Origin of the sequence: Haloarcula sp. CBA1127 (genome assembly GCF_001485575.1) — an archaeon.
In the GTDB taxonomy this organism is placed as follows: domain Archaea; phylum Halobacteriota; class Halobacteria; order Halobacteriales; family Haloarculaceae; genus Haloarcula.
Window position 1 is genome coordinate 2,184,050 of sequence record NZ_BCNB01000006.1, and the last position, 25,254, is coordinate 2,209,303.

At 63.2% G+C, this 25,254-nt stretch carries 29 protein-coding genes and 2 tRNA genes; 8 read left to right on the top strand and 23 right to left on the bottom strand.

Going from position 1 to position 25,254, the window contains the following annotated elements:
• Positions 1-92: 92 nt before the first annotated feature.
• The 3 genes from AV059_RS15490 to AV059_RS15500 all read right to left on the bottom strand — a co-directional run bounded on the left by AV059_RS15490 (position 93) and on the right by AV059_RS15500 (position 1,949).
• Positions 93-572: an HTH domain-containing protein gene (locus AV059_RS15490; protein ID WP_058995840.1), complete on the bottom strand. Its 480-nt coding sequence runs from the start codon at positions 570-572 to the stop codon at positions 93-95.
• 79 nt (positions 573-651) lie between these two features.
• Entirely contained in the window at positions 652-1,236 is a 585-nt protein-coding gene (locus AV059_RS15495) for a hypothetical protein (RefSeq protein WP_058995842.1), read from the bottom strand.
• 77 nt (positions 1,237-1,313) lie between these two features.
• Positions 1,314-1,949: an IS6 family transposase gene (locus AV059_RS15500; RefSeq protein WP_058995844.1), complete on the bottom strand. Its 636-nt coding sequence runs from the start codon at positions 1,947-1,949 to the stop codon at positions 1,314-1,316.
• Positions 1,950-2,088: 139 nt separating this feature from the next.
• Here AV059_RS15500 and AV059_RS22485 point away from each other — a divergent pair, with 139 nt between their 5' ends.
• Positions 2,089-2,238, top strand: coding sequence for a hypothetical protein (locus AV059_RS22485; RefSeq protein WP_004517997.1), 150 nt, complete (start codon positions 2,089-2,091; stop codon positions 2,236-2,238).
• Positions 2,239-2,384: 146 nt separating this feature from the next.
• Here the strand turns inward: AV059_RS22485 and dpsA are convergent, their stop codons facing one another.
• Both dpsA and AV059_RS15510 read right to left on the bottom strand, forming a co-directional pair.
• On the bottom strand, positions 2,385-2,918 hold the full coding sequence (gene dpsA, locus AV059_RS15505; protein WP_058997639.1) for a DNA starvation/stationary phase protection protein DpsA: 534 nt from the start codon (positions 2,916-2,918) through the stop codon (positions 2,385-2,387).
• A 177-nt stretch (positions 2,919-3,095) separates the two neighbouring features.
• Positions 3,096-3,485 carry a hypothetical protein gene (locus AV059_RS15510; protein WP_058995846.1) on the bottom strand — a complete coding sequence of 130 codons (390 nt, stop codon included), beginning with the start codon at positions 3,483-3,485 and terminating at the stop codon, positions 3,096-3,098.
• Positions 3,486-3,618: 133 nt separating this feature from the next.
• On the opposite strand from AV059_RS15510, the gene acs reads away from it, so the two are divergent.
• Entirely contained in the window at positions 3,619-5,724 is a 2,106-nt protein-coding gene (acs, locus tag AV059_RS15515) for an acetate--CoA ligase alpha subunit (protein WP_058995848.1), read from the top strand.
• Positions 5,721-6,797, top strand: a complete 1,077-nt coding sequence (locus tag AV059_RS15520) for a phosphotransacetylase family protein (protein ID WP_058995849.1) — start codon at positions 5,721-5,723, stop codon at positions 6,795-6,797. The genes acs and AV059_RS15520 overlap by 4 nt, the downstream gene beginning before the upstream one ends.
• Before the next feature lie 198 nt (positions 6,798-6,995).
• Here the strand turns inward: AV059_RS15520 and bioD are convergent, their stop codons facing one another.
• From bioD to bioB, 4 genes are read right to left on the bottom strand one after another with little or no spacing between them, the layout of a single operon-like run.
• The gene (gene bioD / locus AV059_RS15525; protein ID WP_058995852.1) at positions 6,996-7,730 is read right to left on the bottom strand and encodes a dethiobiotin synthase; all 735 of its coding nucleotides are present in this window, start codon (positions 7,728-7,730) and stop codon (positions 6,996-6,998) included.
• Complete coding sequence (locus tag AV059_RS15530; protein ID WP_058995853.1) at positions 7,727-8,929, bottom strand: 8-amino-7-oxononanoate synthase; 1,203 nt, start codon at positions 8,927-8,929, stop codon at positions 7,727-7,729. The genes bioD and AV059_RS15530 overlap by 4 nt, the downstream gene beginning before the upstream one ends.
• 21 nt (positions 8,930-8,950) lie before the next feature.
• Entirely contained in the window at positions 8,951-10,078 is a 1,128-nt protein-coding gene (locus tag AV059_RS15535; RefSeq protein ID WP_058995856.1) for a hypothetical protein, read from the bottom strand.
• Positions 10,079-10,080: 2 nt separating this feature from the next.
• The gene (bioB, locus tag AV059_RS15540; protein WP_058995858.1) at positions 10,081-11,196 is read right to left on the bottom strand and encodes a biotin synthase BioB; all 1,116 of its coding nucleotides are present in this window, start codon (positions 11,194-11,196) and stop codon (positions 10,081-10,083) included.
• Between the two features lie 105 nt (positions 11,197-11,301).
• On the opposite strand from bioB, the gene AV059_RS15545 reads away from it, so the two are divergent.
• Complete coding sequence (locus AV059_RS15545) at positions 11,302-12,117, top strand: heme-copper oxidase subunit III (RefSeq protein ID WP_058995860.1); 816 nt, start codon at positions 11,302-11,304, stop codon at positions 12,115-12,117.
• Positions 12,118-12,139: 22 nt separating this feature from the next.
• Here AV059_RS15545 and AV059_RS15550 read toward each other — a convergent pair whose 3' ends face one another.
• The gene (locus AV059_RS15550) at positions 12,140-12,664 is read right to left on the bottom strand and encodes a hypothetical protein (RefSeq protein WP_058995862.1); all 525 of its coding nucleotides are present in this window, start codon (positions 12,662-12,664) and stop codon (positions 12,140-12,142) included.
• Between the two features lie 3 nt (positions 12,665-12,667).
• A complete protein-coding gene (locus AV059_RS15555; protein WP_058995864.1) occupies positions 12,668-14,950 on the bottom strand; it encodes a DUF6789 family protein in 2,283 nt (760 codons plus the stop codon).
• Between the two features lie 176 nt (positions 14,951-15,126).
• Here AV059_RS15555 and coxB point away from each other — a divergent pair, with 176 nt between their 5' ends.
• Positions 15,127-15,849 carry a cytochrome c oxidase subunit II gene (gene coxB / locus AV059_RS15560; RefSeq protein ID WP_058995865.1) on the top strand — a complete coding sequence of 241 codons (723 nt, stop codon included), beginning with the start codon at positions 15,127-15,129 and terminating at the stop codon, positions 15,847-15,849.
• Positions 15,850-15,871: 22 nt separating this feature from the next.
• Here coxB and panB read toward each other — a convergent pair whose 3' ends face one another.
• Positions 15,872-16,681, bottom strand: coding sequence for a 3-methyl-2-oxobutanoate hydroxymethyltransferase (gene panB, locus AV059_RS15565; RefSeq protein ID WP_058995866.1), 810 nt, complete (start codon positions 16,679-16,681; stop codon positions 15,872-15,874).
• 97 nt (positions 16,682-16,778) lie between these two features.
• On the opposite strand from panB, the gene AV059_RS15570 reads away from it, so the two are divergent.
• On the top strand, positions 16,779-17,006 hold the full coding sequence (locus AV059_RS15570; RefSeq protein ID WP_058995867.1) for a DUF5822 domain-containing protein: 228 nt from the start codon (positions 16,779-16,781) through the stop codon (positions 17,004-17,006).
• Here the strand turns inward: AV059_RS15570 and AV059_RS15575 are convergent.
• From AV059_RS15575 to AV059_RS15585, 3 genes are read right to left on the bottom strand one after another with little or no spacing between them, the layout of a single operon-like run.
• Positions 16,985-17,527 (bottom strand): HAD family hydrolase, encoded by a 543-nt coding sequence (locus AV059_RS15575; RefSeq protein ID WP_058995870.1) that lies wholly within the window; start codon positions 17,525-17,527, stop codon positions 16,985-16,987. The two genes, AV059_RS15570 and AV059_RS15575, sit on opposite strands and share 22 nt — an antisense overlap.
• Before the next feature lie 48 nt (positions 17,528-17,575).
• The gene (locus AV059_RS15580) at positions 17,576-18,703 is read right to left on the bottom strand and encodes an acyl-CoA dehydrogenase family protein (RefSeq protein WP_058995872.1); all 1,128 of its coding nucleotides are present in this window, start codon (positions 18,701-18,703) and stop codon (positions 17,576-17,578) included.
• A gap of 38 nt (positions 18,704-18,741) precedes the next feature.
• The gene (locus AV059_RS15585; RefSeq protein ID WP_058995874.1) at positions 18,742-19,245 is read right to left on the bottom strand and encodes a multiprotein-bridging factor 1 family protein; all 504 of its coding nucleotides are present in this window, start codon (positions 19,243-19,245) and stop codon (positions 18,742-18,744) included.
• 131 nt (positions 19,246-19,376) lie between these two features.
• Here AV059_RS15585 and AV059_RS15590 point away from each other — a divergent pair.
• A tRNA-Leu gene (locus AV059_RS15590) sits at positions 19,377-19,461 on the top strand.
• 136 nt (positions 19,462-19,597) lie between these two features.
• On the opposite strand, the gene AV059_RS15595 is transcribed toward AV059_RS15590, so the two are convergent.
• Together AV059_RS15595 and AV059_RS15600 are read right to left on the bottom strand one after the other, a co-directional pair.
• Positions 19,598-19,786, bottom strand: coding sequence for a hypothetical protein (locus AV059_RS15595; protein ID WP_058995876.1), 189 nt, complete (start codon positions 19,784-19,786; stop codon positions 19,598-19,600).
• A 232-nt stretch (positions 19,787-20,018) separates the two neighbouring features.
• Positions 20,019-20,103 (bottom strand) — tRNA-Leu (locus AV059_RS15600).
• Between the two features lie 86 nt (positions 20,104-20,189).
• Here AV059_RS15600 and AV059_RS15605 point away from each other — a divergent pair.
• Positions 20,190-20,498, top strand: a complete 309-nt coding sequence (locus tag AV059_RS15605; protein ID WP_004961393.1) for a cyclin — start codon at positions 20,190-20,192, stop codon at positions 20,496-20,498.
• On the opposite strand, the gene AV059_RS15610 is transcribed toward AV059_RS15605, so the two are convergent.
• The 6 genes from AV059_RS15610 to AV059_RS15635 all read right to left on the bottom strand — a co-directional run bounded on the left by AV059_RS15610 (position 20,499) and on the right by AV059_RS15635 (position 25,250).
• Positions 20,499-20,987, bottom strand: coding sequence for a phosphopantetheine adenylyltransferase (locus AV059_RS15610; protein WP_058995878.1), 489 nt, complete (start codon positions 20,985-20,987; stop codon positions 20,499-20,501).
• A gap of 70 nt (positions 20,988-21,057) precedes the next feature.
• Positions 21,058-21,618, bottom strand: a complete 561-nt coding sequence (locus tag AV059_RS15615; RefSeq protein WP_058995881.1) for a winged helix-turn-helix domain-containing protein — start codon at positions 21,616-21,618, stop codon at positions 21,058-21,060.
• Between the two features lie 112 nt (positions 21,619-21,730).
• Positions 21,731-22,810 carry a glutamate--cysteine ligase gene (locus tag AV059_RS15620; RefSeq protein ID WP_058995883.1) on the bottom strand — a complete coding sequence of 360 codons (1,080 nt, stop codon included), beginning with the start codon at positions 22,808-22,810 and terminating at the stop codon, positions 21,731-21,733.
• A 107-nt stretch (positions 22,811-22,917) separates the two neighbouring features.
• Positions 22,918-23,550, bottom strand: a complete 633-nt coding sequence (locus AV059_RS15625) for a fibrillarin-like rRNA/tRNA 2'-O-methyltransferase (protein ID WP_058995885.1) — start codon at positions 23,548-23,550, stop codon at positions 22,918-22,920.
• Entirely contained in the window at positions 23,547-24,386 is an 840-nt protein-coding gene (locus tag AV059_RS15630; RefSeq protein WP_058995887.1) for an NOP5/NOP56 family protein, read from the bottom strand. The genes AV059_RS15625 and AV059_RS15630 overlap by 4 nt, the downstream gene beginning before the upstream one ends.
• 81 nt (positions 24,387-24,467) lie before the next feature.
• Entirely contained in the window at positions 24,468-25,250 is a 783-nt protein-coding gene (locus AV059_RS15635; RefSeq protein ID WP_058995889.1) for a DUF5803 family protein, read from the bottom strand.
• Positions 25,251-25,254 lie beyond the last annotated feature (4 nt).

The window sequence follows — 25,254 nt, forward strand, 5'->3', positions numbered from 1 at the left end:
AGTGTCTTGTTGGAGGAGGCAAGGACCGCCGCTGAGCAGACTGTCGCTGACGCTGCCGAAGACGGCGTAGAAGCCAAACGGGGCACGTGGACCTATACGGTCGAGACCGTTGTCGAATAGGTGTCCGGAAGGGCCCCGGTCTCGGCCAGTTCAGCGATACATTCTTCGACGGACTCAGTTCGACCTCTGTCGGCAAAGGGGGCTACCTGCACGAGATCGTCGTCCTCGTAGACCGCAAGACAGACGGCCGGCATGACGAGTTCGCGGCGCTTCTCGCCCGTCGTCGAACTGTAACAGAGCCGGGTGTCGAAAAACGGTGCGAGGCAGACTCCGGCCTCGCGGGCCCAGTCCGCAAACTCGTTGTACAGGCCCCGTTCGGTTCCGTTACCGGGACCCTGCAGCGGCACGCGTTTCTCCCATTCGACTGTTTCGACATCGTCGAGTACGCCACGGCACACCAGCTCCTGTAGCTCACGTTCGATAGCGGTACAGCGTTTCTGTGACGGCGAAGGGAGGTCAGACCGGACGAACAGGGTCGCCCGACGACCGCCCAGAGCGGTAGAGCTGGACATCGGTATTCACATCTAGACTTGTACAATGATAAATCATTATGTTTGGTATAACATAACTTTCACACCGCGCTGGATTCCGTTACTCCTCGTCGCTTCCGTCTCCGTTTTCGGTACCGTCGTTGTCCCTGTCTGGACCATCGATATCGTCTTTTATCGACCGTAGCTCGGCGTCTACGTCCACAGGAACGTCAGTAACTTGATCGGGGTCGACCCCCTCACCTACTTCAGTTTCATCGGCTAACCTATCCCGGATCTGGCCGCGTAATTGTTGGGCTTCCTGAATAAGCTCGCGGGCCTCCTCATCTTCTGGCGTCCCTTCCACAGCCTGCTGGAGGTCTGTCAACGCACCGTCGAGGCGGGAGAGCGTGGCCCGGCTCAGGTCACTCGCACGCTGTCGCACTTCACCCGAGGCGGAGCCCGTCGATGTCGGCCGCCCCTCGGCCATCCGGAGGGCTCGCCGGAGAAGTTTCAGTGCCTCGATGTTGCTCTTCAACACGAGGATGACCGCGGGAATGGTCACGTCGCTGGTGAACCGGAGGAGTTCGCCCGGTGTCGGTGGCCGCGGCAGGCCGCTGTCGGTTGTGGGCTCGACCTCCGTCTCTAGCTCCTGTAGCGTCGTAACGAGGTCCGTAATCAGGGCGGTAAGGTCGTCGTCCGAGCTCATACCTCTCTCTTGTCGCCTCGGGTACTAAAGGCCGCGCCGTGTTGGCACCCAGTTTCGGGCCGTCTCTGCGGTAGTGTTTAGTTTGTAGCATTATGCCAGCAAGCGAAACTCTGCAACCAGTTTTCGGCGGTTTCCGGGTCGACGTGACTGAAGGAGTTTGAAAACGACGAGGTTCGACGCTTCAGTTCTCGAAAAATCCGTTCGACAGCGTTCCGATTTCCGTTGCGACACATCTGAAATCGGAGTCCAGTTCGTTGCAGTGCAGTTTGGAGGTGTTGAGCGCCATCGACCAGAAAGACAGCAGTTTCGACATCGTGTTTTTGCCGAAGTTCGCGCAGGAAAATTTCCGTGAGGGTGGTCGTAGTCGTCGCAAACAGCCGGACGTGAAGCAGTTCGTTCGACTGCGGATCGGCGGCAGCGTACAGCCAGAATTGCTGATTATTGATGCGAATCACTGTTTCGTCGAGCGCAACCTGATTCGGAGATTTCCCAGATTCGGGCTGTAGATCGGCTTTCTGAACCCAATCGTGGATCGCTTTCCGACTGCGTCGGACACCCAGCGAATCGAGTAATTCGACGGTATTCGACAACGACAGTCCCGTAACGTGGGATTTAATACCCAACGCCATCGCCGACTCGGGTGTCCGCTCACGCTCCACAAAATCCAAATCAATCCAGTCTCTATGTCCGCTGAGGCGGCTGATTTCTGGCATAGGCACCAAGAAATCTGTCCGCCTCACTTTTCACGCTTAACTAAACACGACCGTCTCTGCCCTCGGGTCGGGGGCCGGCATCCACAGATGATTAGGCCAACCAAAATCCTTTTAGCTTTAGGGGTGCCTAACTCAGGTAATGCCATCACAGACGGACGATGTCGAGGCCTCCGAGGATCGCCCGGACGTTGCAGCACTGGATAGTGGTGCTGACAGAACCGTGTTTACCGAAGACGGGAACCGAGACGGCTGGATTTCGACTGACGTCACCGTTGACCTCAGACGGTAGTCCGCTCGTCCGCCCTCGCATCGCGTTTCTCTTTCCTCCGAGTCTGCACTGTTTTCTGCTGGAACGACTCACACCACGCTATACTCCTGAGCTAGGTAGTGACTAGCCGGCGGAAGAAACTGAGAGAGAGAAACCCTTGTATCGAGTTAGTCCAGCACGAGCGTGTCGTCTTCGAGGTAGTGCTCGATGTGGTGGGCGTCTTCCTCGGTCTGGACGATGATTTCCCGGAGGATCTGTGCAGTCGCGTGGTCACCGAGGTTCTCCGCGAGGTCGATGTGGTCACGGAGCGACTCGATGATGTCGCCGTACATTTCGAGGTCGTTTTCGAGCGATGTCCGGATGTCGTACACGTCCTGCCCTTCCGGTTCTACCGACGCGTGCTCTTCCTGTGCCTTGCCGCCGGCGATAGGTGTGCCACCGAGGGCCTGCGCTCGCTCCGCGAGTTCGTCGGCTGCTTCTTCGGCGTGTCCGGCGGCGTCGCCGAGGAACAGGTGGAGGTCGCGGAACTCGGCGCCTTCGACGTTCCAGTGGTGCTTCTTGACCTGATGGTACAGCGTGTACGTGTCCGCAAGGTCCTGGTTCAGCGCGTTGATTACCTGCTCGGACTTCTCCTTGTCGAGGCGGAGTTCGTTCTCTTCGACGTTCCCGAACTCGCGTCGGACGTGCTCTTGTGTTGCCATAGTCATCTTATTGTACAGGGGGAAGCCACTTAAAGATTGTTTTGTGAAAATATGTTTTCGGGAACCCAAAAAATATGTTCTAAGATAGAATGGCTGGTTACCTGAACAGAAATATTATCCGCTGATACCAACCATCGCTCGAGTCAGCACACTACGCCTGATATAAAAGGGACAGGACTACTGCGACGACGGCCGGGAAACGACGAGCGCGACGGCGTCCTCGTCGATTGCGCTGCTGTCAACCGCTGTCTCACGGAGGACTTGCTCCTGATGGACGGCGACAACTGCGGCGAGCAGGTAGTCGTCGAGGCCAAGATGTGTGCCGTACTCCTCCCAGACGGTTTCTCTGACCGCCATGAAGAACGTCGCAGGAGTGCGGTGTAGTACTGCGTCGTCGAACCGCTTTCGCCACTCGTAAACGAGGTTCTCGACACCCGGATTCTCGCGCATCGTTCGCTGGTGGTCGGCGAGCGCGTCCCGCAACTGCTCTTCGTCGACGCTGTTCGTCCCCGCAACGCCACGGACCACGTCGTCGTCGAACGGTGCTAGGAGTCTTGGGTCATTCATTGGACGCCGCTACGGGGGTGGCGAACAAAAGCACCATCACACCGAAATCGCGGTAATGAATCGTCTAGATTCCCGCTCGCTGGGAGTTCCCCACACATATATTCGGGCCCCACTGTAACCTCCAAGTAGAGGCATGGGACGATTATCGACGTTGTTTGCGCCGGAACGTGTCGCAGTGGTCGGGGCGACCGATTCGGAGGGGTCCGTCGGTCACGCGGTCACCACGAACCTGCTCGATTCGTTTGCAGGGGAGGTCGTGGCCGTAAACCCGAACAAAGAGACAGTGCTTGGATTGCCGTGTTACGACAACCTCGCCGGCTTGGACGACCCCGGGTCGGTCGACGTTGCCGTCGTCGTCGTGCCGCCGACAGTGGCGGTCGACGTTATCGAGAACGCCGGGGAAGCGGGTATCGAAAACGTGGTCGTCATCACCGCTGGCTTCGGTGAGACCGGCAGCGACGGGGCCGAACGCGAGCGACGGCTCCGCGAGGCGGCCCGCGAATACGACCTGAATCTGGTCGGCCCGAACAGCCTCGGCGTGATGTCGACCCCCGTCGGGCTCAACGCCACCTTCGGCAACGAGATGGCCAGCGATGGCGACATCTCCTTTATGAGCCAGTCGGGCGCGTTCATCACCGCCGTCCTGGACTGGGCCGCCGAGCGCGATGTCGGCTTCAAGGACATCGTCTCGCTCGGGAACAAAGCAGTACTCGACGAGAGTGATTTCGTCGCTGAGTGGGGTGACGACCCTGATACTGATGTCATTTTGGGCTATCTCGAAGACATCAATGACGGGTCCTCGTTCGTTCAGACGGCCCGGGAAGTGACACAGGACACGCCGATTGTCTTGGTCAAGTCCGGCCGCACGGACGCGGGTGCGAGCGCAGCCGCCTCCCACACCGGTGCAATGGCCGGGTCGGAGCGAGCCTACGAGGCAGGCCTCGATAAGGCCGGAACGCTCCGCGTCGAATCTGTGCAGGAACTGTTCGACTACGCACAAATTCTCGCTGGCCAGCCGCTCCCGGACGGGGACGAGATCGCCATCGTCACGAACGCCGGTGGTCCCGGCGTGATGACGACCGACGCCGTCGGCGACTCGGACCTGCAACTCGCGCAGTTCGGCGACGAGACGTTCTCCCGACTCCGCGAGGAGATGCCCGACGAAGCCAACATCTACAACCCGGTCGACATCATCGGGGATGCTCCTGCAGAGCGCTTCGAGACAGCCCTCGAAACCGTCCTTGCAGACGACAGCGTCTCGATGGCTGTCGTCGTCGCCTGCCCGACGGCGGTGCTTTCCTTCGAGGAACTCTCGGAGCGCATCGTCGAACAGCAGGAGCGGTTCGAGAAACCCGTCGCGGCGACGCTGATGGGCGGCAAGTCAGTCGACGCTGGTGCAAACGTCCTGAGCGAAGCGGGCGTGCCAAACTACTTCGACCCGGCCCGCGCCGTCGGGAGTCTGGACGCTCTCAGGCGCTACCGGGAGATCAGGGCGACCGAGTACGAGGAGCCAACGACGTTCGACGTGGACCGCGAGCGGGCCCGTGAGATACTCGAATCCGGCGCCCGGCGCGGGTCGAACCGGCTCGGCGTGGAAGCGATGGAACTGCTCGACGCGTACGGAATCCCGACACCACAGGGCGATGTCGTCTCCTCGCCCGTCGAAGCGGAGGCTATCGCCGAGGAGATCGGCGACGACGTGGTGATGAAAATCGTCAGCCCGGACATCCTGCACAAGTCAGATATCGGCGGCGTTGAGGTCGGTGTCCCCGTCGAAGACGTCCGGGACACCTACGAGGACCTCGTCGTCAGGGCGCGCAACTACCAGGAGGACGCGACAATCCTCGGCGTCCAGGTACAGGAGATGGTCGACCTCGACAACGGCGTCGAGACGATTCTCGGGATGAACCGCGACCCGCAGTTCGGACCGTTGCTGTTGTTCGGCCTCGGCGGTATTTTCGTCGAGGTGCTCGAAGACAACACTGTCAGTGTCGCCCCCGTCAGCGAGAACGAGGCGAAAGGGATGCTTGATGACATCGACTCCGCACCGCTGTTGCGCGGTGCCAGGGGTCGCGACCCCGTCGACGAAGCGACGCTGGTCGAAACCATCCAGCGGCTCTCGCAACTCGTCACTGACTTCCCCGCTATCGTCGAACTGGACATCAACCCCCTCGTCGCGACGCCCGACGGGGTGCAGGCGGTCGACCTGCGACTCACCCTCGACCAGGAGAAACTATGACCGACACGAACACGCTACTCGTCACGTCACTGGAGGAAGGTATCGGCAAGACGGCTATCACGCTCGCGCTAGCGACGCGTGCCCACGACGCGGGCTACGACGTCGGCTACATGAAGCCCAAGGGGACGCGCCTGCGGAGCGCGGTCGGCAAGACGCGGGACGAGGACCCGATGCTCGCCCGCGAACTGCTCGATCTGGAGACCGACCTCCACGACATGGAGCCCATCGTCTACTCGCCGACGTTCATTCAGGAAGCCATCCGCGGGCGTGAGGACCCGGATGACCTCCGTGAGCGACTGCAAGAGGGCATCGAAACGTGTTCGGACGGGACCGACCTGCTCCTCGTCGAGGGGAGTAGCGACCTGACGACCGGCAGTATCGTCGATCTCACTGACATCGATATCGCGGAACTGCTCGACGCCCGCGTGCTGTTAGTCACTGGCTACGACACGCCCAGTGATACGGACGAAATTCTGTCTGCGGCCGAAGCGATTGGTGATCGACTCGACGGCGTCCTGTTCAACGGCGTCACCGACGCGACGGTCGACGAACTCGCCGACGACGTGGTCCCGTTCCTCGAAGGCGAGGGAATCCCAGTCCACGGCATTCTGCCGCGTGACCGCTCGCTCGCCGGCGTCACGGTTGCCGACCTCGCCCGGAACCTCGGCGCGGACATCCTCACTGGTGATGCCAACACCGACGTACACGTCGAGCGGTTCAGCGTCGGCGCGATGAGTGGGAGCAGCGCACTCGAACGCTTCCGGCGGACACGCGATGCCGTCGTCGTCACCGGTGGCGACCGGTCGGAGGTCCAGACAGCGGCCCTCGAAGCGTCTGGTATCAACGCATTACTCCTCACTGGTGGGTTCCAGCCCGCCAGTGCGGTCATCGGACAGGCGGCTGAGAAAAACGTCCCAGTGCTGTCAGTCCAGTCAGACACGCGGACGACGATAGACAGAGTCGAGGAAGTGCTCCGAACCGGGCAGACTCGGAACGAGGCAACAGTCGACCGTATGCGGACGCTACTGGACGACGGCGTCGACGTCGAGTCGCTGCTGTCAATCGACCTCTAGCACCGTCGTTTCGGCTGGGCGGTAGCCCGTTCCTAACGGAACATGGCCCGGTGCTGAGGGGAAATCTCCAGATGAAACGTGCCTTACTATTTTAGTGATCGGTAGTCAAGTACCAGATGGAGCCTTACCGGCTCCGTAGTGTCACACGACGGGGGTTTGCCCCCGTTCTATCCCCTTTGTACCGGCACACACCGACAGCTACTGCTCGATAGCTGGCCGCAGAACCGACTGTTGGAGATGCGTTCTGAGTCCGTCAATTACGCTCGCAGACGACTCGATGTCAAGGGGTGGTACTGGCCAGACAGTACAGTCGGTCATCCGTTCGATACCATCCGGATTCGTCCGCTCAGCGGTCGTCTCGCCTTTGTACTCGTTGAGAACGACACCGACGACTGGCACGTCCCGCTGGCGGAGCGCCTGAACCGTCAGTGCCGTGTGATTGAGCGTTCCGAGGCCCGAACGGGCGACGACCAGCGCAGGAAGCCCGACATCCGCAACGAGGTCGATGACTTCTCGATCGTCCGCGAGCGGGACGCGCAGGCCACCGATGCCCTCGACAATAGCCGTCTCGCTTCCCGCCACGACATCGGTGACACCGTCGCGGATCGACTCGTAGGAAAGCGTGACATCGTCGTCTGCTTCCCGTGCGGCCACTTTTGGTGCCAGTGGTGGCGATAACCGCTGCAGACAGACTGCGGCGTCCGCTGTGCCACAGACGGACTCGACAAACGCCGCGTCGTCGTCCGGCGGGTATCCAGTCTGGCAGGGTTTTACTGCGACGGCGGCTGTCCCCACCTCCCGCAGCCAGCCCGTCAGCCCGGCGGTCACAACCGTCTTGCCGACGCCGGTGTCGGTGCCGACGACGAAGACACCGTCCTCGGCGATCTGGCCGGTTTCGCCTTTAGGTCTCGAACCGGTGCTTGTTTCGCTCACAGTACGCCCACCTCCGTGCCGGCAGTCCGGAAGGCATCGAGACACTGCGCGATGTCGTCGGCGGTGTGTGTCGCCATCGGTGCAACCCGGATGCGGGACGTTCCCTCTGGCACCGTCGGCGGTCGAATCGCGGGCGCGACGATACCGTGGTCGCGCAGGCGGTCGGCCAGTTCCAGCGCGTCGCCGCGGTCACCGACGACAACTGGGAGGATATGCGTCTCGCCAAGCACCTCGTAGCCCATCGTCTCCAGCCCGTCCCTGAGTGTCGCCACGGTGTCCCAGAGTTTCGCCGCGCGGTCGGTCTCGCGAGCAATTCGTAATGCCTCGCAGGCCGCCGCGGCGTTCGGTGGGGATAGCCCGGTCGAGAAGACGAACGACCGCGCGGCGTTCAGCAGGTACTCGATGAGCACCTCGTCGCCGGCGATGTAGCCGCCCTGGCTCGCCAGCGCTTTCGAGAGCGTCCCCAGTTGGATGTCGACACGGTGACTCAGCCCCTCACGTTGCACAACGCCACCGCCGCTGTCGCCGAACAACCCCGTCGCGTGTGCCTCGTCGACCATCAGCCACGCGCCGTACTCGTCGACGGCGTCACAGATGGCCGATAGCGGCGCGATGTCTCCGTCCATCGAGAACACCGAATCGGTGACCACGAGCCACTGTTCGTCCCCATCGACATCGGCCGCTCGTGCGTTCATCTTCGTTCGCAGGTCGTCGGCGTCACAATGGTCGTACACCACTGTCTCGCTGGCCCCGACGCGACAGCCGTCAATAATCGAGGCGTGGTTCAGCTCGTCGGAGAAGACGACGTCCGGGGCCAACGCATCGATAGTCCCGATATTGGCCGCGTAGCCCGATGAGAACACCAGAGCCCGCTCGGTCCCTTTGGAGGCCGCGAGGTCGCGCTCCAGCGCTCGGTGGACCTTCGTGTCACCTGTGACCAGCCGCGAGGCCCCCGCGCCGCTCCCAACGGTCCGTGCCCCCAGTTCGGCCGCTCGCTGGACCCGACTATCATCGGCGAGTCCGAGGTAGTTGTTCGCGGCGAAAACGACTTCCTTGTCGCCGAACTCCGGTGGTTCTCCTTTAGGGTCATCGGCAAAGCGGGTCCGCGCCGAAACGGATTCGGCGACTTCCAGATGGCGGCGGAGGTTCTGTGCGTCGCGCTGTTCGAGTCGCTCGTTCAAATCGAAGCCGTGAGTCATGAAGCGTAGAGTCAGGCAGTCTCAGAAACCAGGCATCAGGTCGGCGGGGCCGAACACGCCGTAGTGCCCGGCGCGGTTGTTCCGGACACCGGCTTTCAGATAGCCCAGTGCCGGGCCGTTGACGTTGGCTTCCATGCTCGTCACGTTGTCTAGTTCGAAGGTGTTCGTTCCCGTTTCCCCATCAAATGTCGTGCCCGTCACGCTGACCGTCGTTGTGGTCGGTTTCTCATCAGAGCGCACGTCGAGGACGCCGCCGACGTGGACATCCTCGGCATCGCAGATGCCCGCACGCTCTAGCAACACGTCGTCGGCGTGTTCCATGTCGTGGAACTCTAGCACGCCGTCGTGCTCGTCGATGAGCGCCTCGATTTCGGCTTCGCTCATCTCGCGGGCTGTCTCGATGTCGTAGCCGTCGAGGTGCGCGATGTCTTCCCGGACCGTCCCGCGGTTGTCCTCGTAACCGGACTTGAGGCCGACGCCCCACCAGATCTCGACTTCCTCGACCTCAACGAAGGACTGGGCGGCCAGCGCCGCCGCCCCCGTCAGGAAGCCGGGGGTCGCGCCGGCCCCGCAGACGAACGTGATGCCGGACTCCTTCAGCAGCTCCTCACGGTCATCGAGCATCCCGATGACACGGGAGCGTTTGAGCACGTCAATCATGACGCCCTCGTAGTCAGCCTCGGCGAAGCGCTCGGCCACACGCGGGATGAAGTCGTGTTCGAGGTTCGGCAGTGCCAGCAGGACAGCGTCGATGGCGTCGCTCTCGGCGATAATGTCGTCGATGGGCGTTTCCGCCGGTTTGCCCTGCGTACTGGCGACGATGCCAGCCTGCTCGCCGTGCTGTTTGACGCCGTCGGCTGTTTCCGCCGTGGCTGTGCCGCCGTCGGGGGCCATGTCCGGGTCGTCCTCCGGCCCGCTGTCTCGCGGTTCATCACCGCTCGACTGGTCCGGGCCGCCTTGCGGCCCGCTTGCGATGTTGCCTTCCGTCGCCTCCAGCAGTTCGTCTACGTCGAGGCCGTCGTGGTCGAGAGCCACGCCGTTTCGGTCACAGGCCGCGACGGCGGTGAGGCCGTCCTTGTGCTGTGAGACTTCGAGCGTCCGCCGTCCGATTCCACCGGTTCCAAGCACTGCAAAGCGTATGTCGTCCATTGTCAGTCGTCGGATTTGAGCTCTGATTTGGTCTGTGCTGTCCCTGCCGCCGTCTCGGTTTCTGTCTCGTCAGCCGCGCGTTCTTTGACCGCCTCGGGGTCGAACTCGTTGGCCTCGGTGTTCGGCTCGAGTCCGGCCTCCTCCATGATTTCGAGGTCGTCGGCCGCCGTCTGTCCCTCTGTTGTGAGGTAATCACCAGTGAGGATGCCGTCCGCACCGGCCTCCAGCGCGGCCACCTGTCCGTCCGTGTCGAGATTGACCTCGCGCCCGCCGGTCAGGCGCACGCGGGACTCTGGATGGAGCAGGCGGTACACCGCGATGGTCTTGACGACTTCCTCGGTCGTGATGTCGGGCAGCCCCTGTTCGGCCATGGGGGTGCCAGCGACCGGATTCAGGATGTTCACCGGAAGCGAGGAGATGCCGATGTCCTGCAGGGCCATCGCCGCGTCGACCCTGTCAGTCGGCGATTCGCCCATCCCGAGGATGACGCCGGCACAGAGGTCCATGCCGGCGTCCTTGGCGACCCGGAGCGTCTCGACCCGCTTCTCGAAGGTATGGGTCTGGACGACCTCCGGGAAGTATCGGGGTGAGGTTTCGATGTTGTGATTGTAGTGGTTGAGTCCCTCGTCGGCCAGAATCGCGGCCTCCTCCTCCGTGAGGATGCCGAGACTGGCGTCGACTTCCACGTCCGTCTCGTCGCGGACGAGACGGATGGCTTCGAGGACCTCCGCCCACTCCTCGGGTCGATTCTCCTTCGAGACGCCTTTCTCGGCGACGACGATACCGAACCGCTGTGCGCCGTCGCGTTCGGCGCGCTTTGCGGCTTCGAGTATCTTCTCCGGGCCGAGAAAGCCGTAGTTGTCGATGCCGGTGTCGAAATGGACCGACTGGGCACAGAAGCCACAGTCTTCCGCGCAGTTCCCGGCTTTGGCGTTTACGATCGAACACGCGTCGACGGTGTCATCACCCAGTTGCGTGCGCACGTAGTCGGCCCCGGCCGCCAAGTCGTCGACCGGCTGTGCGATGAGAGCCAGTCCGTCCCGTCGGTTGAGGCGCTCGCCGTCCAGCACGCGTGCGACGGCATCATCTACCGTTTGGTTGCCCGTCTCGTAAACCACATTCTCGGTGTCGGTTGACGGTTTGATAAAGATTCGGGTGGGTCTCGCAGCCGACGCGCTAATCGCGGGGGTACCGTTTTACCGAACCCACTGCTACGCGTTCACATGGCTGGTTCGACGGAGGCGGGAACCGAACACGTCGCCGAAGACGGCCACGAACACCGAAGTCGGTGGCCGCTGCTAGCTGCAGCCGGCGCTGCGTCGCTGTACCTGAGTATCGGGCTGGTCTTTGTCGGGTTCGATCTGGTCCCGTCTGTGGTCCCGATTGTCCTCGGTGGTGCTGGTGCGATTGGCTTGCTGACCGGACTCGCCGGGTGGGCTAACGAGGCCTTCATCGCCGATTACCTACGGAACCGCAGCGATGGCGATTCCGACCTGTACGCCACGACGATGATTCTGTTTCTCGTTTCCGACGTGGCGACCTTCTCCGCCGGTTTCGTCTACTATGCCTTCATTCGGGCCGGGTCGTGGCCGCCGGCCCACCTCCCGCCGTTGCTCGGCTCGCTCGTGGTCATCAACACGGCGCTGCTGCTTGCTAGCAGCGTGACGCTCCATTACGGGCACGAGGCGCTCGAAGACGGGAACCGGGACCGGTTCCTCGGCCTGCTCGGGGTGACGCTCGCGCTCGGCGTCGTCTTCCTCGCCGGACAGGTGTACGAGTACTACGAGTTCGTTGCCGTGGAGGGGTTCGGCATCGGTTCGGGCGCGTTCGGGAGCGCGTTCTACGGCCTGACCGGCCTCCACGGTCTGCACGTCGCGCTCGGCGTCCTGCTGCTCGCTATCGCCTTCGGGCGCGCGCTCCGTGGCCATTACGCGCCCGAACGGGACACGGCTATCCGGACCACGTCACTGTACTGGCACTTCGTCGACTTCGTGTGGGTGTTCCTCGTCGTCGTGCTGTACGTCGGCGCTGCGCTCTGACCATGCTCTGAGTGCGAGACCGCTACTCTGACCGGCCGGCCCGCTGTTCCAGCCGCACCAGCCGCCGGTACAGTGGCGGGGCCAGAACGCCGAGGAATCCGAGTGCAATGGCGAACACTCCAAGCGGGAACTGTAGTGGTGCGGCCGCGAAGCAGGTGTTCTCCGCGACGAGGGTCACGTAGTACTGTTCACCCTCGTAGGTAACGATGGCCCCGCGCCGGAAGGCGTCGGCGTTGGGCACGCTACCGACGACCTGCTGCTCACCAACTGGGTCGTCCGCAGCCGTCAGAAACGCCGTCTGTTCGGCCGAGGAGAGGTCCTCGAAGGCCAGCTGTGGGAGCCGCGGTCCCGGTTCGGCTCCGCTGAACCGCTCGGCCGTCCGCTCCGGCCCTTCCACGCCAATGGTCGGGTTCCCGCAGTTCTCCAGGTCCGGCTCAATGAGCGCGTAGCCGCCGGGCACGGCTCCGGCGATACCGACCGCGACGAGCAGGACGCCAACGAAGGGCGCGAGATACTGGAAGACGAACGAGTCAGCACCGTCGCTCATCCGTTAGCTTCCTCCTCCGCCGCGGCTGCGGAGCGCCTCGTCCGATTTGAGGTACTGGAAGGTCACGGTTAGCCCAATGCCGTACGCCCAGTGAGAGACAAGCACGAACGTGAGGTACCCGATGAACGTAAGCCCGCTCTGGCCGGTGTAAAACGCGATGGCGAACCCGCTAGATATCAGTGTCGCAAACACCAGCCCGGTCTCGAACAGGAGGCGACCGGGGAGGTAGTCGGAGAAGGCAAGGAACAGGAGCGGCCAGGTGACGGTCCCGCCAACGAGGAACAGGACCGCGCCGATTGCCGGATTCGCGGGCAGCCCGACCAGTTCGGCGATTTCACCGAACGAAACCGGGTCGAGGACGCCAATGAGTATCGCCGTGATGAGTCCGCCGCTCATCAGGACCGTGCCGACGAACCCGCCGACTGCGGCCATCCAGGCGTTCCGAGAGACCGTCTGGGCGACGGTGCCGACGCCGCCGGCCAGCCCGGTCGGTTCGGCTTCGGGGGCGTAGGAGCGCCGTGTCGTCTCGGGCTCCGTCGGCTCCATGTCGTATTTGTCCATCATGTGCTGTTCGAACCACTGCCACTCGCGGGTGAACTGGCTCGTCGCCTTCAGGCCCCACGGGTCCGTTGTGGTCACGGGCGTCCCTCGCCAGTACGAGACAAGCATGTTATACAGCCATAACAAGGCGCTCAGGCCGATGATGTAGCCGCCCACGGTCGCAATCTGTTGGGCAAGCTGATACTCCGGCGGGTAGATCGCCTGCCGTCGCGGGAGCCCCAGCCCGCCGATGACCAGCAACGTCATGAACGTCACGAACGAGCCAAAGACGATCAACAGTGCCTGAAACCTCGCCATCCGCGTGTCGTACCACCGGCCAGTGATGAGCGGGTACCAGTAGTAGCTCGCGGCAATCATCAGGAACGGAATGATGCCGACGACGATGAGATGGAAGTGGCCGACGACGTAGTACGTCCCGTGATAGAGGATATCGACTGGGATAACAGCGAGAAACACGCCGGTGACGCCCCCGATGATGAACGTCCCGATGCCGCCGGCACAGAGGATAAACGGCGCAGTCAGGCGGATATCCCCCTCCCACATCGTCGTGATCCAGTTGAACACCTTGATGGCGCTCGGAACGGCGATGGCGATGGAGACGGCCATGAACGACAGCTTCACTCGCGGGTCCGCGCTCGTCGTGAACATGTGATGCGCCCAGACGCCGAAAGAGAGGACGCCCAGCCCTAGCGTCGAGTAGACGATGAACTGATAGCCGAAGAGTTTGCGCCCGACGAACTTCGGTAAAATAAGACTCATCAGCCCCGTCGCCGGAAGGAAGAGGATGTACACCTCCGGGTGGCCCCAGAACCAGAACAGGTGTTGCCAGAGGATGGCACCGCCGCCCTCCGTGGCGAAAAAGGCCGTTCCGAGGTTCCGATCTAGCAGGAGCATCACGAGTGCGCTTCCAAGCAGCGGAAAGGCGAACAGCGCAATCCCGCTCGTGACGAGCATATTCCACGAGAAGATGTCGAGGTTCGCCCAGCTGACACCCTCGCCGCGCTCGTAGACGATTGTAGTGATGAAGTTGATGGCCCCGACCGTCGTGGCGATGCCGCTCAGGTGTAACCCGAGCAACAGCAGGTCTATCTGCGGATTGGGCTGTTGCACAGACAGTGGCGCATACAGCGTCCAGCCGACGCTCACCTCGCGCATCGTGAGGAAAAACCGGATAGCGTCCGCCGGGAGCACCAGATTCAGCACCTGGCCGAGTACCTGAACCATGAGCCCCATCCGGACCAGAATCAGCGCCGGCGGCAGGAGCCAGAAGCCGATGGCGTTGACCCGCGGGAACGCCATGTCGTCGGCCCCGATGAGCAGCGGTAGGACGTAGTTCCCGATGCCGAAGAACACGGGCAGGACAAAGAATATCAGCATCGTCAGGCCGTGCGTGGTAAACAGCGCATTGTACGTCTCCGGCGTCCAGATGTCCGCCGGCGGCGTCAGCAGTTCCGTCCGGAGCATCATCGCGTCGACACCGCCCCATAGGCCGGCGGCGGTGCCGAAAAAGATGTACAACAGTCCGATGTCCCGGTGATCCGTCGTCGTCAGCCAGCGGGACAGTTCAGACTGGATTCGACCGATTTCGAATTCGACCTCCTCCCGCGTCGTGTAGCCGCCGTCGCTCTCCGGTCGCGCCTTCCGTCGCTCCCGGACCCACAGGAAAAGCACTGCCAGCGCCAGCACAGCGAGAGCGGTACCCTCGACGATAGCCCTGTTTAGCATCTGTGTGTAACGTGCCGTGCCGGAACGGTTGCTCGTGTCGCCATGCTATACGTTACCAATTTCTGACACGCCCACGCTCATAAAACCACGCGGAGACCCGGGTCCGGTGGCGGTCGACCGGTAACTGGCCGGTCTTTGGGCAAGCTATTTGACATGGCGATTGGTACAGTGTGACAATGCGTCTCCGGCGGCGCGTGATTCAGGCGAGCCTTGTCGTGGTCGGGCTCTCGTTACTTGCTGCTCCGGCCACAGCGCAGTCGGTCAACAGGGCAGCTATCGACGACCTCAACGAACAACTCCTGTACGTTGCTCTGCCACTGACGTTATTCGTGGAACTCACGCTCGTGTACGTGATCTACCGGTTCCGGAACAACGACGACCCGAAGCCAACGGTCGACGACCCGGCATTAGAGGTAACCTGGACGGCCGCGACGGGTGCGATACTCGTCTTCGTCGGTGTCTCGGCGTTCGTGGTGATGGCCAACCCATACATCACGCCTGCAGCGGCCGAGACATCCGCCGACGGTGGCGACGCCTTCGCGGACGATACGGAGATAGACGTACTCGCCTACCAGTGGGGGTGGGAGTTCTCGTATGCCGATGCGAACGTCACGACTGAGGAACAGCTCGTGCTTCCAGCCGACCAGAACGTCACGTTCAGACTGCAGACGACAGACGTGATTCACGCTATCTACATTCCGCAACTGGGCGTCAAACAGGACATCTTCCCCGGCCGGACGATGACGGCCCGAACGCACGCGACAGAACCCGGCGAGTACCGGTTGTACTGCGCCGAGATGTGTGGGGCCGGGCATAGCAAGATGGACGCCACCGTCGTCGTCAAGAACCAGTCCGCCTACGACGCCTGGATGGAAAACCAGACGACTGCAGCTGGGTAGGTCGGCATACCGATGTGACCGCTCAGTACAGGTCGTCGAGTTCGTCTTCGGTGTGGCTGTGTGACTTGCCCGGGAACTCACCGGACTCAACGGCGTCGATGTACTCGTCGACAGCGTCGGCTACCTCGCCGCGTACGTCGCCGAACTGCTCGGCGAACGGCGGGCTGGACTCGGAGAGGCCGACCACGTCGGTGAACACGAGTACTTGGCCGTCGCAGTCACCGCCGGCCCCGATACCGATTGTCGGGATATCGACGGTCTCGGTGACCTGAGCGGCGAGGTTCGACGGGATGTGTTCGAGTACCAGCGCGAACGCACCGGCGTTCTCGTGTTCTCGCGCGAGGTCGACGATCTCCTCGGCCTCCTCCCGACCGGTCGCCTGTCTGGTGTAGCCGGTCTGGTTCACGCTCTGTGGCGTGAGCCCGAGGTGGGCCATCGTCGGGATGCCGAGGTCCGTCAGCCGGTCAGTCAGCTCGACCGTGTGCGGCCCGGATTCGAGCTTGACCGCGTTTGCGCCCTCCTCTTTCAGCATTCGCCCGCAGTTCTGGATGCTCTCGCTTTCGTCCGCGCCGAAGGAGAGAAACGGCATATCGGCGACGACAAGCGCGTCGTCTGCGCCGCGTGCGACCGCACCGACCCGGGAGGCCATCTCGTCGAGCGTGACCGGGAGCGTGTCGTCGTGGCCGAGGACGGCGTTCCCCATGCTGTCGCCGACGAGAATGACATCTACGCCGGTGTCGTCAACGATGCTGGCGGTAACAGCATCGTACGCTGTCAGCATCGTGATCGGCTCCTCACCAGCCATCGCCTGCAGGTCCCGGACAGTTGGCATATCCCAGCGGGGGCGCGCCTGGGCCTTACCTGTTCGGGTTGCGCACTTCGCCCGGGAAACCGCAAGGCGCTTGCCGCACCTAGCTGTACCATCAGACGTGCCAACAGTCGAGAAAACGGACCCGGACGGCGTGGACTTCGGGTGGGTGATGCAGGTCACGTTTGTGGCGACGATTCTGGTCGGCTCGCCGCTCGTCGTGCTCGCGTCGACCGCGGTCACGCTCCAGACCTGGACCGCGCGGGCGCTGTTCGCGGTCCGCGTCGGCGCGCTCATCTGGTTCCTGACGGCCGTCTGCGTCTACCTTTACGCGCGGTATCGGTCCTGATCGAACTCGCTCGCCCACTCAAATGCCATCCCGGCCCGCTGGGCGGCTGTCGCATCACTCTCCGAGTCACCAACGAACACGGCTGCGTTGGGGTCGACGCCGATTTCGTCGGTAATCGCCAGTAGTCCCTCCGGGTCCGGTTTCGGTGACTCGACGGTGTCACGGCCGACAACCGGACCGACGTAGCTGTCGAGGTCATGCACATCTAGCGCCGCCCGACACGCCTCCTCTGCGTTGAGCGAGCACACGCCGACGGGGACGCTGTGTGGGAGTCCCTCTGCGAGAGCCAGTCGGTCTGACTCATGCGCACCGGTCCGCTCGTGGTCGGTGATCGCCGCTTCGACAGCGTCACGGTGGCCAGTCTCCGAAGACAGCGTCAGCATCTCCCAGAGGTCGCGGCTCTCGGGCTCGACGTTTCGTTCGCGCAGGACCGTCGCCACGTCGCTGGTCACTGTGCCCCAGTCGACGGCTAGCCTGACGAGCGTCCCGTCAAGGTCGTAAATCACGGCGTCGTGTGTCACACCCAGTGGTAGGGCTGACGCCCGCAAAACCGCTTCGCCCCGGCTCACTTACTCCAGCAAGTCCTGCGCGATGATGTTCTGCTGGATTTCGCTGGTTCCTTCGTAGATGGTCGTCACCTTCGCGTCGCGGTAGAACCGCTCGACGGGGTAGTCAGTCGTGTAGCCGTAGCCACCGTGGATCTGAATCGCCTCGTTAGCCACCTCGACCGCCGTCTCGCTCGCGAAGTACTTCGCCATGCTCGCTGCTGCTCTCGCATCCTCGCCGCGCTCCAGTTGCTGTGCGGCGTTCCACGTCAACAGCCGCGCAGCCTGCACGTTCGTCGCCATGTCCGCGAGTTTATGCTGAATTGTCTGGAACTCGCTGATCGGCTGGTCGAACTGCTCGCGTTCCTTAGCGTAGTCGATGGCCTCGTCAAGAGCTGACTGTGCGAGTCCGACAGCCTGGGCAGCGATAGCGACCCGGCCGGTAGTCAGAATCGACAGGGCTGCGGCCATCCCTTTGCCTTCCTCGGTCAGCTGGTACCGCTCGGGAACGCGGACGCCGTCGAACTGGAGCGGTGTCGTATCGCTCGCGCGGAGGCCGAGTTTGTCCTCTTTCTCGCCGACGGTGAGTCCCTCTGCGTCTTTCGGCACCAAGAACTGCGTTATCGAATCCGGGTCGTCGGGGTCGGCCTTCGCGAAGACGATGACGACGCCCGACCGTTTGCCGTTGGTAATCCACTGCTTCTCGCCGTCGATGACGTACTCATCGCCGTCGCGCCGGGCGGTGGTCGACATCTCCCGCGGGTTCGACCCGGCCTGTGGCTCCGAGAGCGCGAACGCGCCGACCGGGCGGCCGTCGGCCATATCGGGGAGCCAGTCGTCCTGAACGGCTTCGGAGCCGAACTGTGCGATACACGAGGTCGCGAGGCAGTGGACCGACAGCGCCGTCGCGACCGCGAGCGACCCGTATGCAAGTTCCTCGTTGACCAGCGCGTACGTCGGCTTGTCGGCGTCGAAGCCGCCGTATTCGGCCGGTGTCGTCAGCCCAGTGATGTCGATATCCGCGAGCCCATCCCAGCACTCCTCGGGAAAGGATTGCTCGCGGTCGGCATCGGCGGCTTTCGGACGGATATCCTCGACGGCGAACTCTCGAACGGTGTCGCGGATGGCTCGCTGCTCAGCGGAGAGGTCCATACCGGGCGTTACACCGGAGTCGGCAAAATATCCGGGGGTTAGTTGGACTCGACGAGGTCGATGTCGAGGTACTGCTCAAGCGCCTTGATTGTCGAGCCGCCGACGTTCGCTTGCGTCGCGCGCCCCTGCTCGACAGCGAGGATATCTGCTTCGTCAAGATCGAGTTCCTCGGCTAGCTCACTCGTCTGCAGTCCCTCGTCCTGTCGCGCCTCCGTTACGCGCTCGCCGTACTTACTGACCAGATACGGGAGCTGGTCATCGTCGTAGTCAGCGCCGTCCTCCCAGTGGGAGGTGTCGGCTTGCTGTGCGTCCTGTAGCTTCGCCGCGTTCTGTGCGGCTTTGCGTTTCCGGTTCTGTTCGTCGCGCGAGCTGTCACTGCCTGTCGTTCGCTCGTTTTCCCCGTGGTCACGCGCACAGCTGTCACACACTTGGAGGGTCGCACCAGCGACGTTTGCGGTCTGGAGGTCGCCGCCGTCGCTACCGCAGAGCTCACAGCTCCCGCCGGCGCTATCGCCACCACTGCCGGTCGAGTATTTGGCCATGCCCCCCGTAGCGGTTTCGTGATATTTCAAACGTCCGGTTCGACCGAGTGTCACACCCTCCCGGGGCGGGTCCAAACGAAAGCGCTTTTATTATCCCACCGGGTACGATTGAATGCACTAAGCAAGAGCGCGCGTGGGTAGCCAAGCCAGGCCAACGGCGCAGCGTTGAGGGCGCTGTCCCGTAGGGGTCCGCCGGTTCGAATCCGGTCCCACGCACTCTCAGAGTGCAGGTGCATTCCCTTGGGACTGCACCCACGCAAACTTACTTCGGACACAACGCTTCCAGAGCGTTCGCTGTCCAGTCCGTCGTCAAGAAATCGACAGACGCGACCTGAGCGAACCCACCCCTCGCTCACCGCATCTCGTCGAGCGCGACGGCGTGCTCGATGCCGACCGAAATCCAGTGGGTCGGGAGCTCATCGTCCTGATCGCTGAAGACGGTGAGCTCCGTCGGATTGTCCGCATCGTCGACCGCATACTCGAACCGAGCCGATCCTGCGGGGCGAGCAGACGAGTCACGGAGTGGGTCATACACCGACATCGTCAGTCCCTCATTTGGAAGAACGCGGACACTTCACATAAGCGGCAGTCGCAATTCTTGCGGTGTGAGAATCAGGTCTGACACGAAGGTGGAGACTATCGCCCGCGTCTGTAGCAGGACTTCGCGGGACCGGATTCGAACCGCCTGAACATCGCTCACTTCGTTCGCTCGTTCCGTGCTTCGAATCCTCATTCCGCATTCACGGCTCTCACGAGTTGTTCGAGCTGAAAAATGCGCGGGACCGGATTCGAACCGGCGGACCCCTACGGGATAGCGTCCTAAGCGCTACGCCTTTGGCCTGGCTCGGCAACCCGCGCGCATCAGTCGCTATCCGTGTTGGAATAAAGAACCCTTCGCTTGCGGGCGACGAAGGTTTAGATAGGATGGGGACCAACGAGCTGGTATGTACCGCGCCAGCGACCGAATCGAGCACGATGAGTGGCTCTCCGATATCGAGGCGGCATCGGACAGGCTCGACCTCGGGACGGCGGCGCGGTCCCACGCGGTTGACCTGTTCCTTTCGACAGTTCCAGAGGAAGACCGGTCGAAACAGGCGACGATGGCGGCCAGTGTGTACGTCGGTGCGCTGGTCGCCGGTGAGGAGCGGTCCCAGTCGGCCGTTGCGGAGGCGACGGACGTCTCTCGGTTAACGATTCAACAGCGCTGGAAGGACCTGCTGGAGACAGCCGGGCTAGAAGCGCCGGGCTGGTAGCTACGAAATGTTCTGGCGGCCGGCGCGATTCGGCGTGAGGTTCCCGTGTTCGTCGATTTCTCCCTCGACAATCCGGGTCGAAGAGATGATGTCGCCGTCCTCGGCGCGGACGTGCGGGACGACTTCGATTTCGAGCGGGTCGTGGCCTCGCTCCTCGCGGATTTCGTTGATACGGCGGCCGCCGGTCTCCGTCTCGGGCGAGACGACGAGTGTGTCGAACTGCGGCTCCGTGGCGATACCGGTCGGCTCGGTGAGCTCTCGGACCTGCCACTCGCGCCCCTGATCGGCGGCGAGCGCTGCGAGTTCGTCGGCGAGTGCGGATTGCCGTTCGCTGAACGGGCGAACGTGGCGCTGGTCGTGGCGTGTCTTCGGCGCGAGGTCGTCGCTGGTGAGGCCAACTGTCACGTCCCCGAGTTCGAATGCGCGTTCGAACAGCGCGCGGTGTCCGTCGTGAATCGGGTCGAACGTTCCCCCCAGCGCGACATTCATATCCCGGGCAACGGCGCGGGTAGGTTTAGTAATATCGACTCGCGAAACAGCCTGCTGGAGCCGGGTTTGGTTATACGTCAGCGTCGTCTTCGTCCTCGGACTCGTCTCCTTCGTCACCAGTGTGGTCGCTTGCGTCGGCGTCGGCCGCGCTATCGTTTGCATCTTCGACCGAAATCGTCACCGGCTCGTCGTCGGGTTCCAGTGTCGTTTCGCCGCCGATGTGGTCGTCGAGGTTGAACACCGTGTTCAGTTCCGACTGGATGTCACCGACGATGGTGTTGACGAGGTCGCTCGGCGGAATAGCGCTGTACTCGTAGGGGTTGTTGCCCGCGCCGTCGCTCTCACGCTTCTGGCGGGTCACGACCTCCTCCTCGGTGAGCGCGGCCAGGGCTTCGCGGACAGTGCTCGGATACAGGCCGGTCCCTTCGGCTATCTCCTCGCTGGTGCTTTCGGGCTGCTGTCGCAGGTGGACGTAGATCCGCGCCCGCGTCTCCGTGTCGAGGACCCACGCCAGCAGGTCGACAATTCCTTCGTCGAACTGCTCGACCGCGCGGTCTGCCTCCTGCTCGATTCGGTCCCGGACATCGTCTGTGTCCTCAAGGTCGTCGTGGTTGTTGTCGTCTGCAGACATGCGTTGTCTCTGTGAGGACAAAAGCTACAGCTTGATAAAAACCCTTGGCTCAGACTCTCCAGTCGCTACGCAGTACCAAACAGTCAAGCCCGGCCGCAGACGACAGCCCAGATCAGGACAGGCGCAGCGAGTCAGCGAGCGCCATGACGCCCTCCTCTGACCGAAGCCGGCGCTGTCGCTCGGCGCCACTTTCGCGGTCGTACAGCTCCCACAGTCCGTCGATACCCAGCCGGTCGCTCTCCATCTCGACCAGTTTCTCGACCGAGTGCGTCGTCGAGAGGTCACGCGATATCAGTTCTGCAGACTGACCGTGGCGGATCGCGCGCCACTTGTTCTCGTCGAGGAACTCCCGTCGGAGTCGCCGGCCGGACTCTCCATCCTCGTAGCGCTCGGCGAGGTCGACGACGAGCTCGTGGACGTACTCAACGAAGGCCAGCACTCTGTCCGGGTCGGCCTGCCCGTCCGGGGCACGTACCTCGACGGTGCCGTGGCCGGAGTGGGGCCGCACGTCGAACCAGAGCTCGCCGCGGTCGTCGATGCTCCCCGTTTCAAGCATCCGCCGTTCGTAGGTCTCGAAGGCGTCGTAATCGTCAAAGGTTGTCGGCATTCCGGTGTTGGGCAGGGCCTCGAATATCTTCCCGCGGGCGGACTGCAGCCCGGTGTCGAAGCCGTTCCAGTACGGGGAGTTGGCCGACAACGCGAGCATCAGTGGGAGATGCCAGCGAAGCTCGTTTGCCACCCAGACGGCCTTGTCGGCGTCGTCAACGCCGACGTGGACGTGCAGTCCCGCAGTCGTGTTGCGGTGCTGTGGGTACTGAATACGGTCCAGCTGTGACTTATAGCGGGGCTTCTCGGCGTGTTCGAGTTCGCGCCACTTCGCCAGCGGGTGCAGGCCCGCAGCGGCGATACCGAACCCGTTCGCTTCGGCGTGGTCGACCAGCGCGTCCCGGACTGACCGGAGGTACTCACCAGCGTCGGCCGGGTCGTCGATACGCGGCGTCTGCGTCTCGATAACGCACTTGAACAGTTCGTGGTCAAGCCGCCCGTCAAGAACCGCTGGTGGCTCCGTCTCGTAGACGAGTTCGTCCGTGCCAGACGTTGGGCGACCGAACTCGTCGACGACGTAGAACTCTTCTTCGATGCCGAGCGTCCCCATCCGGGTAAAATGCTCGGCAGAACCCGTCGCGTCCATTAATCAGCACATCGGAATCGACCCGCTAAAGCCTTCCGTCCCCGCCCGCTCAGCCCGCACAACTGGATTCCATCCTGACGTGAATCGCGTGAGCAAGAGGTCCCGCGTCAGTCCTTGCGGGGCCGAGCGACGATACCGAGATGGTCCTCGTGATACGGGTCCAGTCGCGCCGTCTCAAGCAGTTCATACTCGGCGCTGAGTTCCGCACGCACGCTGTCGAACACGGCGTCGGGGTCAGCAGTCACGTCCTCGCTCCGGGCTTTGATAGCTGCGAGGAGCCGACCGTCGTCGGCCAGGAACTGCTTGTTGAGCGTCGCCACCCGGGCCTGCCCTCTGGTCGCCACGTCCTGCACGACCACGTCGACCGGTTCGACGACGTGGGCGTAGCTCTCAGGCTTGCGTGCGTCCTTGAGCAGCGGAAAGAGGTTCCGCCGGCTCTCCGCGGCGTCCAGCAGCTCCCGCACCGGACGGGGCGCGAACTCGACGGCGTAGGTCGGCCCGCCGAAATCAGCGACGTGGCTCACGGTCGTCCCGGCCGCCGCACCGAGGTACAGCACTGTCTCGCCGCCATCGAGGCCGGTGTCCATTCCGTGCGCAAGCATCGCGCCGAGCTTCGAGCGGTGGGGGTCCCACCGTCGCCAGTCGCCGTCGGTCCGCTCGCCGTACACCGGCTGGCCCTGTGTGGCGAGGCTCGTCTCACCATCGAAGTCGTGGCGCTCGACGCCTGCCGGGAGCGTCATTCGTCGCCCTCCTCGGCTCGGGCCTGAATCCGCTCGATTCGTTCGTCGAGTTCCGCCTGCAGGTCCGGCCGGCGGTCGCCGCTGTAGTGGTCGATTCGGGCAGCAATCGAGAGCTTCCCGGCAAGTGCCCGTGCAGCCGAGCCGCGGTCCTCTCTCCGGGTCCCGCGCACGTACTCGTGAGTGAAGATGACGCCGTGTTTCGGTGACGGCGCATTCCCCTTGAGGTGGGCAAAGAGCGCGTCTTCCGCCCCAAGGACCTGCACCGTCCCGCTCGGTTTCTTCGCAAGCGCTTCGAGGCCACCGGCCAGTGAAATAAGGCGGGCCGCCAGCACCGGTCCGGCCAGCATCGAGAGGTTCGGCGCGACGGCGGGCGCGGTCCGCTCGATGTACGCCCGAAGCGAGTCCGCCTCGTCAGCCAGCCCGGCCGTCTGTTCGGCAAGCGTCCGGAGGGCCGTGTCGCCCTCGTCCTCGTCGTCCCGGTCGGCCAGCGAGCGGGCGTACTCGACGCCGCTGCCGCTGTCACCGTGTCGGCTCCCGCCCCATTCGGCGACCCGTTCGGCGAGTTCATTCGCCGTCCGCTCGCAGTCGGCCATCGCCCGGACCGCGTGGACGAGTTGCTGGTCGTCAGCGCCCTCCTGTTCGGCGACCGCCGCGCTGGTGGCCGCCATCGTCACCTCGTGCAGGCGGTCGTAGTAGGCCGCCTCGTCGTCGGCGAACCCTGCCTCGACGGCCTGCTGTGGCCAGTCCTTCGGCGTGTCGGCTCGCCCGGCCTCTATCTGTTCGACAGCGGCCGCGTCGTCGTCCGGGTCCAGCCCGGCGAACCACCCGTTGCTCATAGCCGTGTGTGCACGCCCGATGCGAAAAAGTGACCCGGTTACCGTCTGCGAAACGTGCCGAATTCCGCCTTCGATCCCGCCTCAGCGCATCCCTGGCGGCGGACCGCGGTCCCGTGGATCGTCGTCGCCGTCGTCTTCTTCGAGGTCGATACCGGCCTCCTTGCGTCGGCGAATCACTTCCTGTAACTGCCGATAGTAGTACAGTGTTCCCACGACGCCGATAACGATGGCGATAGCGGACAGGCCGCCGAACAGCCACAGGTCGCGGTCGAGGTAGTACCGGACGACGATCTGGTCGGAGGTCACCTCGTCCCAGCGGATGACCTGCTGGCCGTCGACGGTCTCCGATTCGTAGCCACCGGGGCTGATCCGTGAGAGGAACGGAATCCCTGCCCCGGTGTTAGGCGGGAGCACGACCGTGTACGAGCCGTCCTCGACGAGCGTGGGGGAAGCGAAGCGCTTGCCGGTTCGAGCGACCGAGTAGCCCACCTTTCCGGAGACGTTCCCGGAGAGATTGACTGTCGTTCGCTGGCGACTCTCCGAAGCGCTCAGTGAGGAGTTTGCGGCGCTAACGACTGTCCCGTTCGCGTACCGGAATCGAAGCGCACTGATCGGGACGCTCCGCTCGCGCCCGAGGCCGTCGACGGTATACACGTCGAACGTCGTCTCGTTTTCGACGGCGTAGACGGCGGTGTATTTCGATTCCTCGATGACGATTGTCCCGTCTGTCGAAGTGTTCCAGTCGTAGCTCGCGTTCTCGTTCAGCCGCTCTGGGTCGACCTCTTCGGGGCCGAAGAAGCCGCTACACCCCGAAAGGGCGACCAGTGCGAGAACGGCGACCAACAGGAGGTGGCGGCGTTTCATAGCT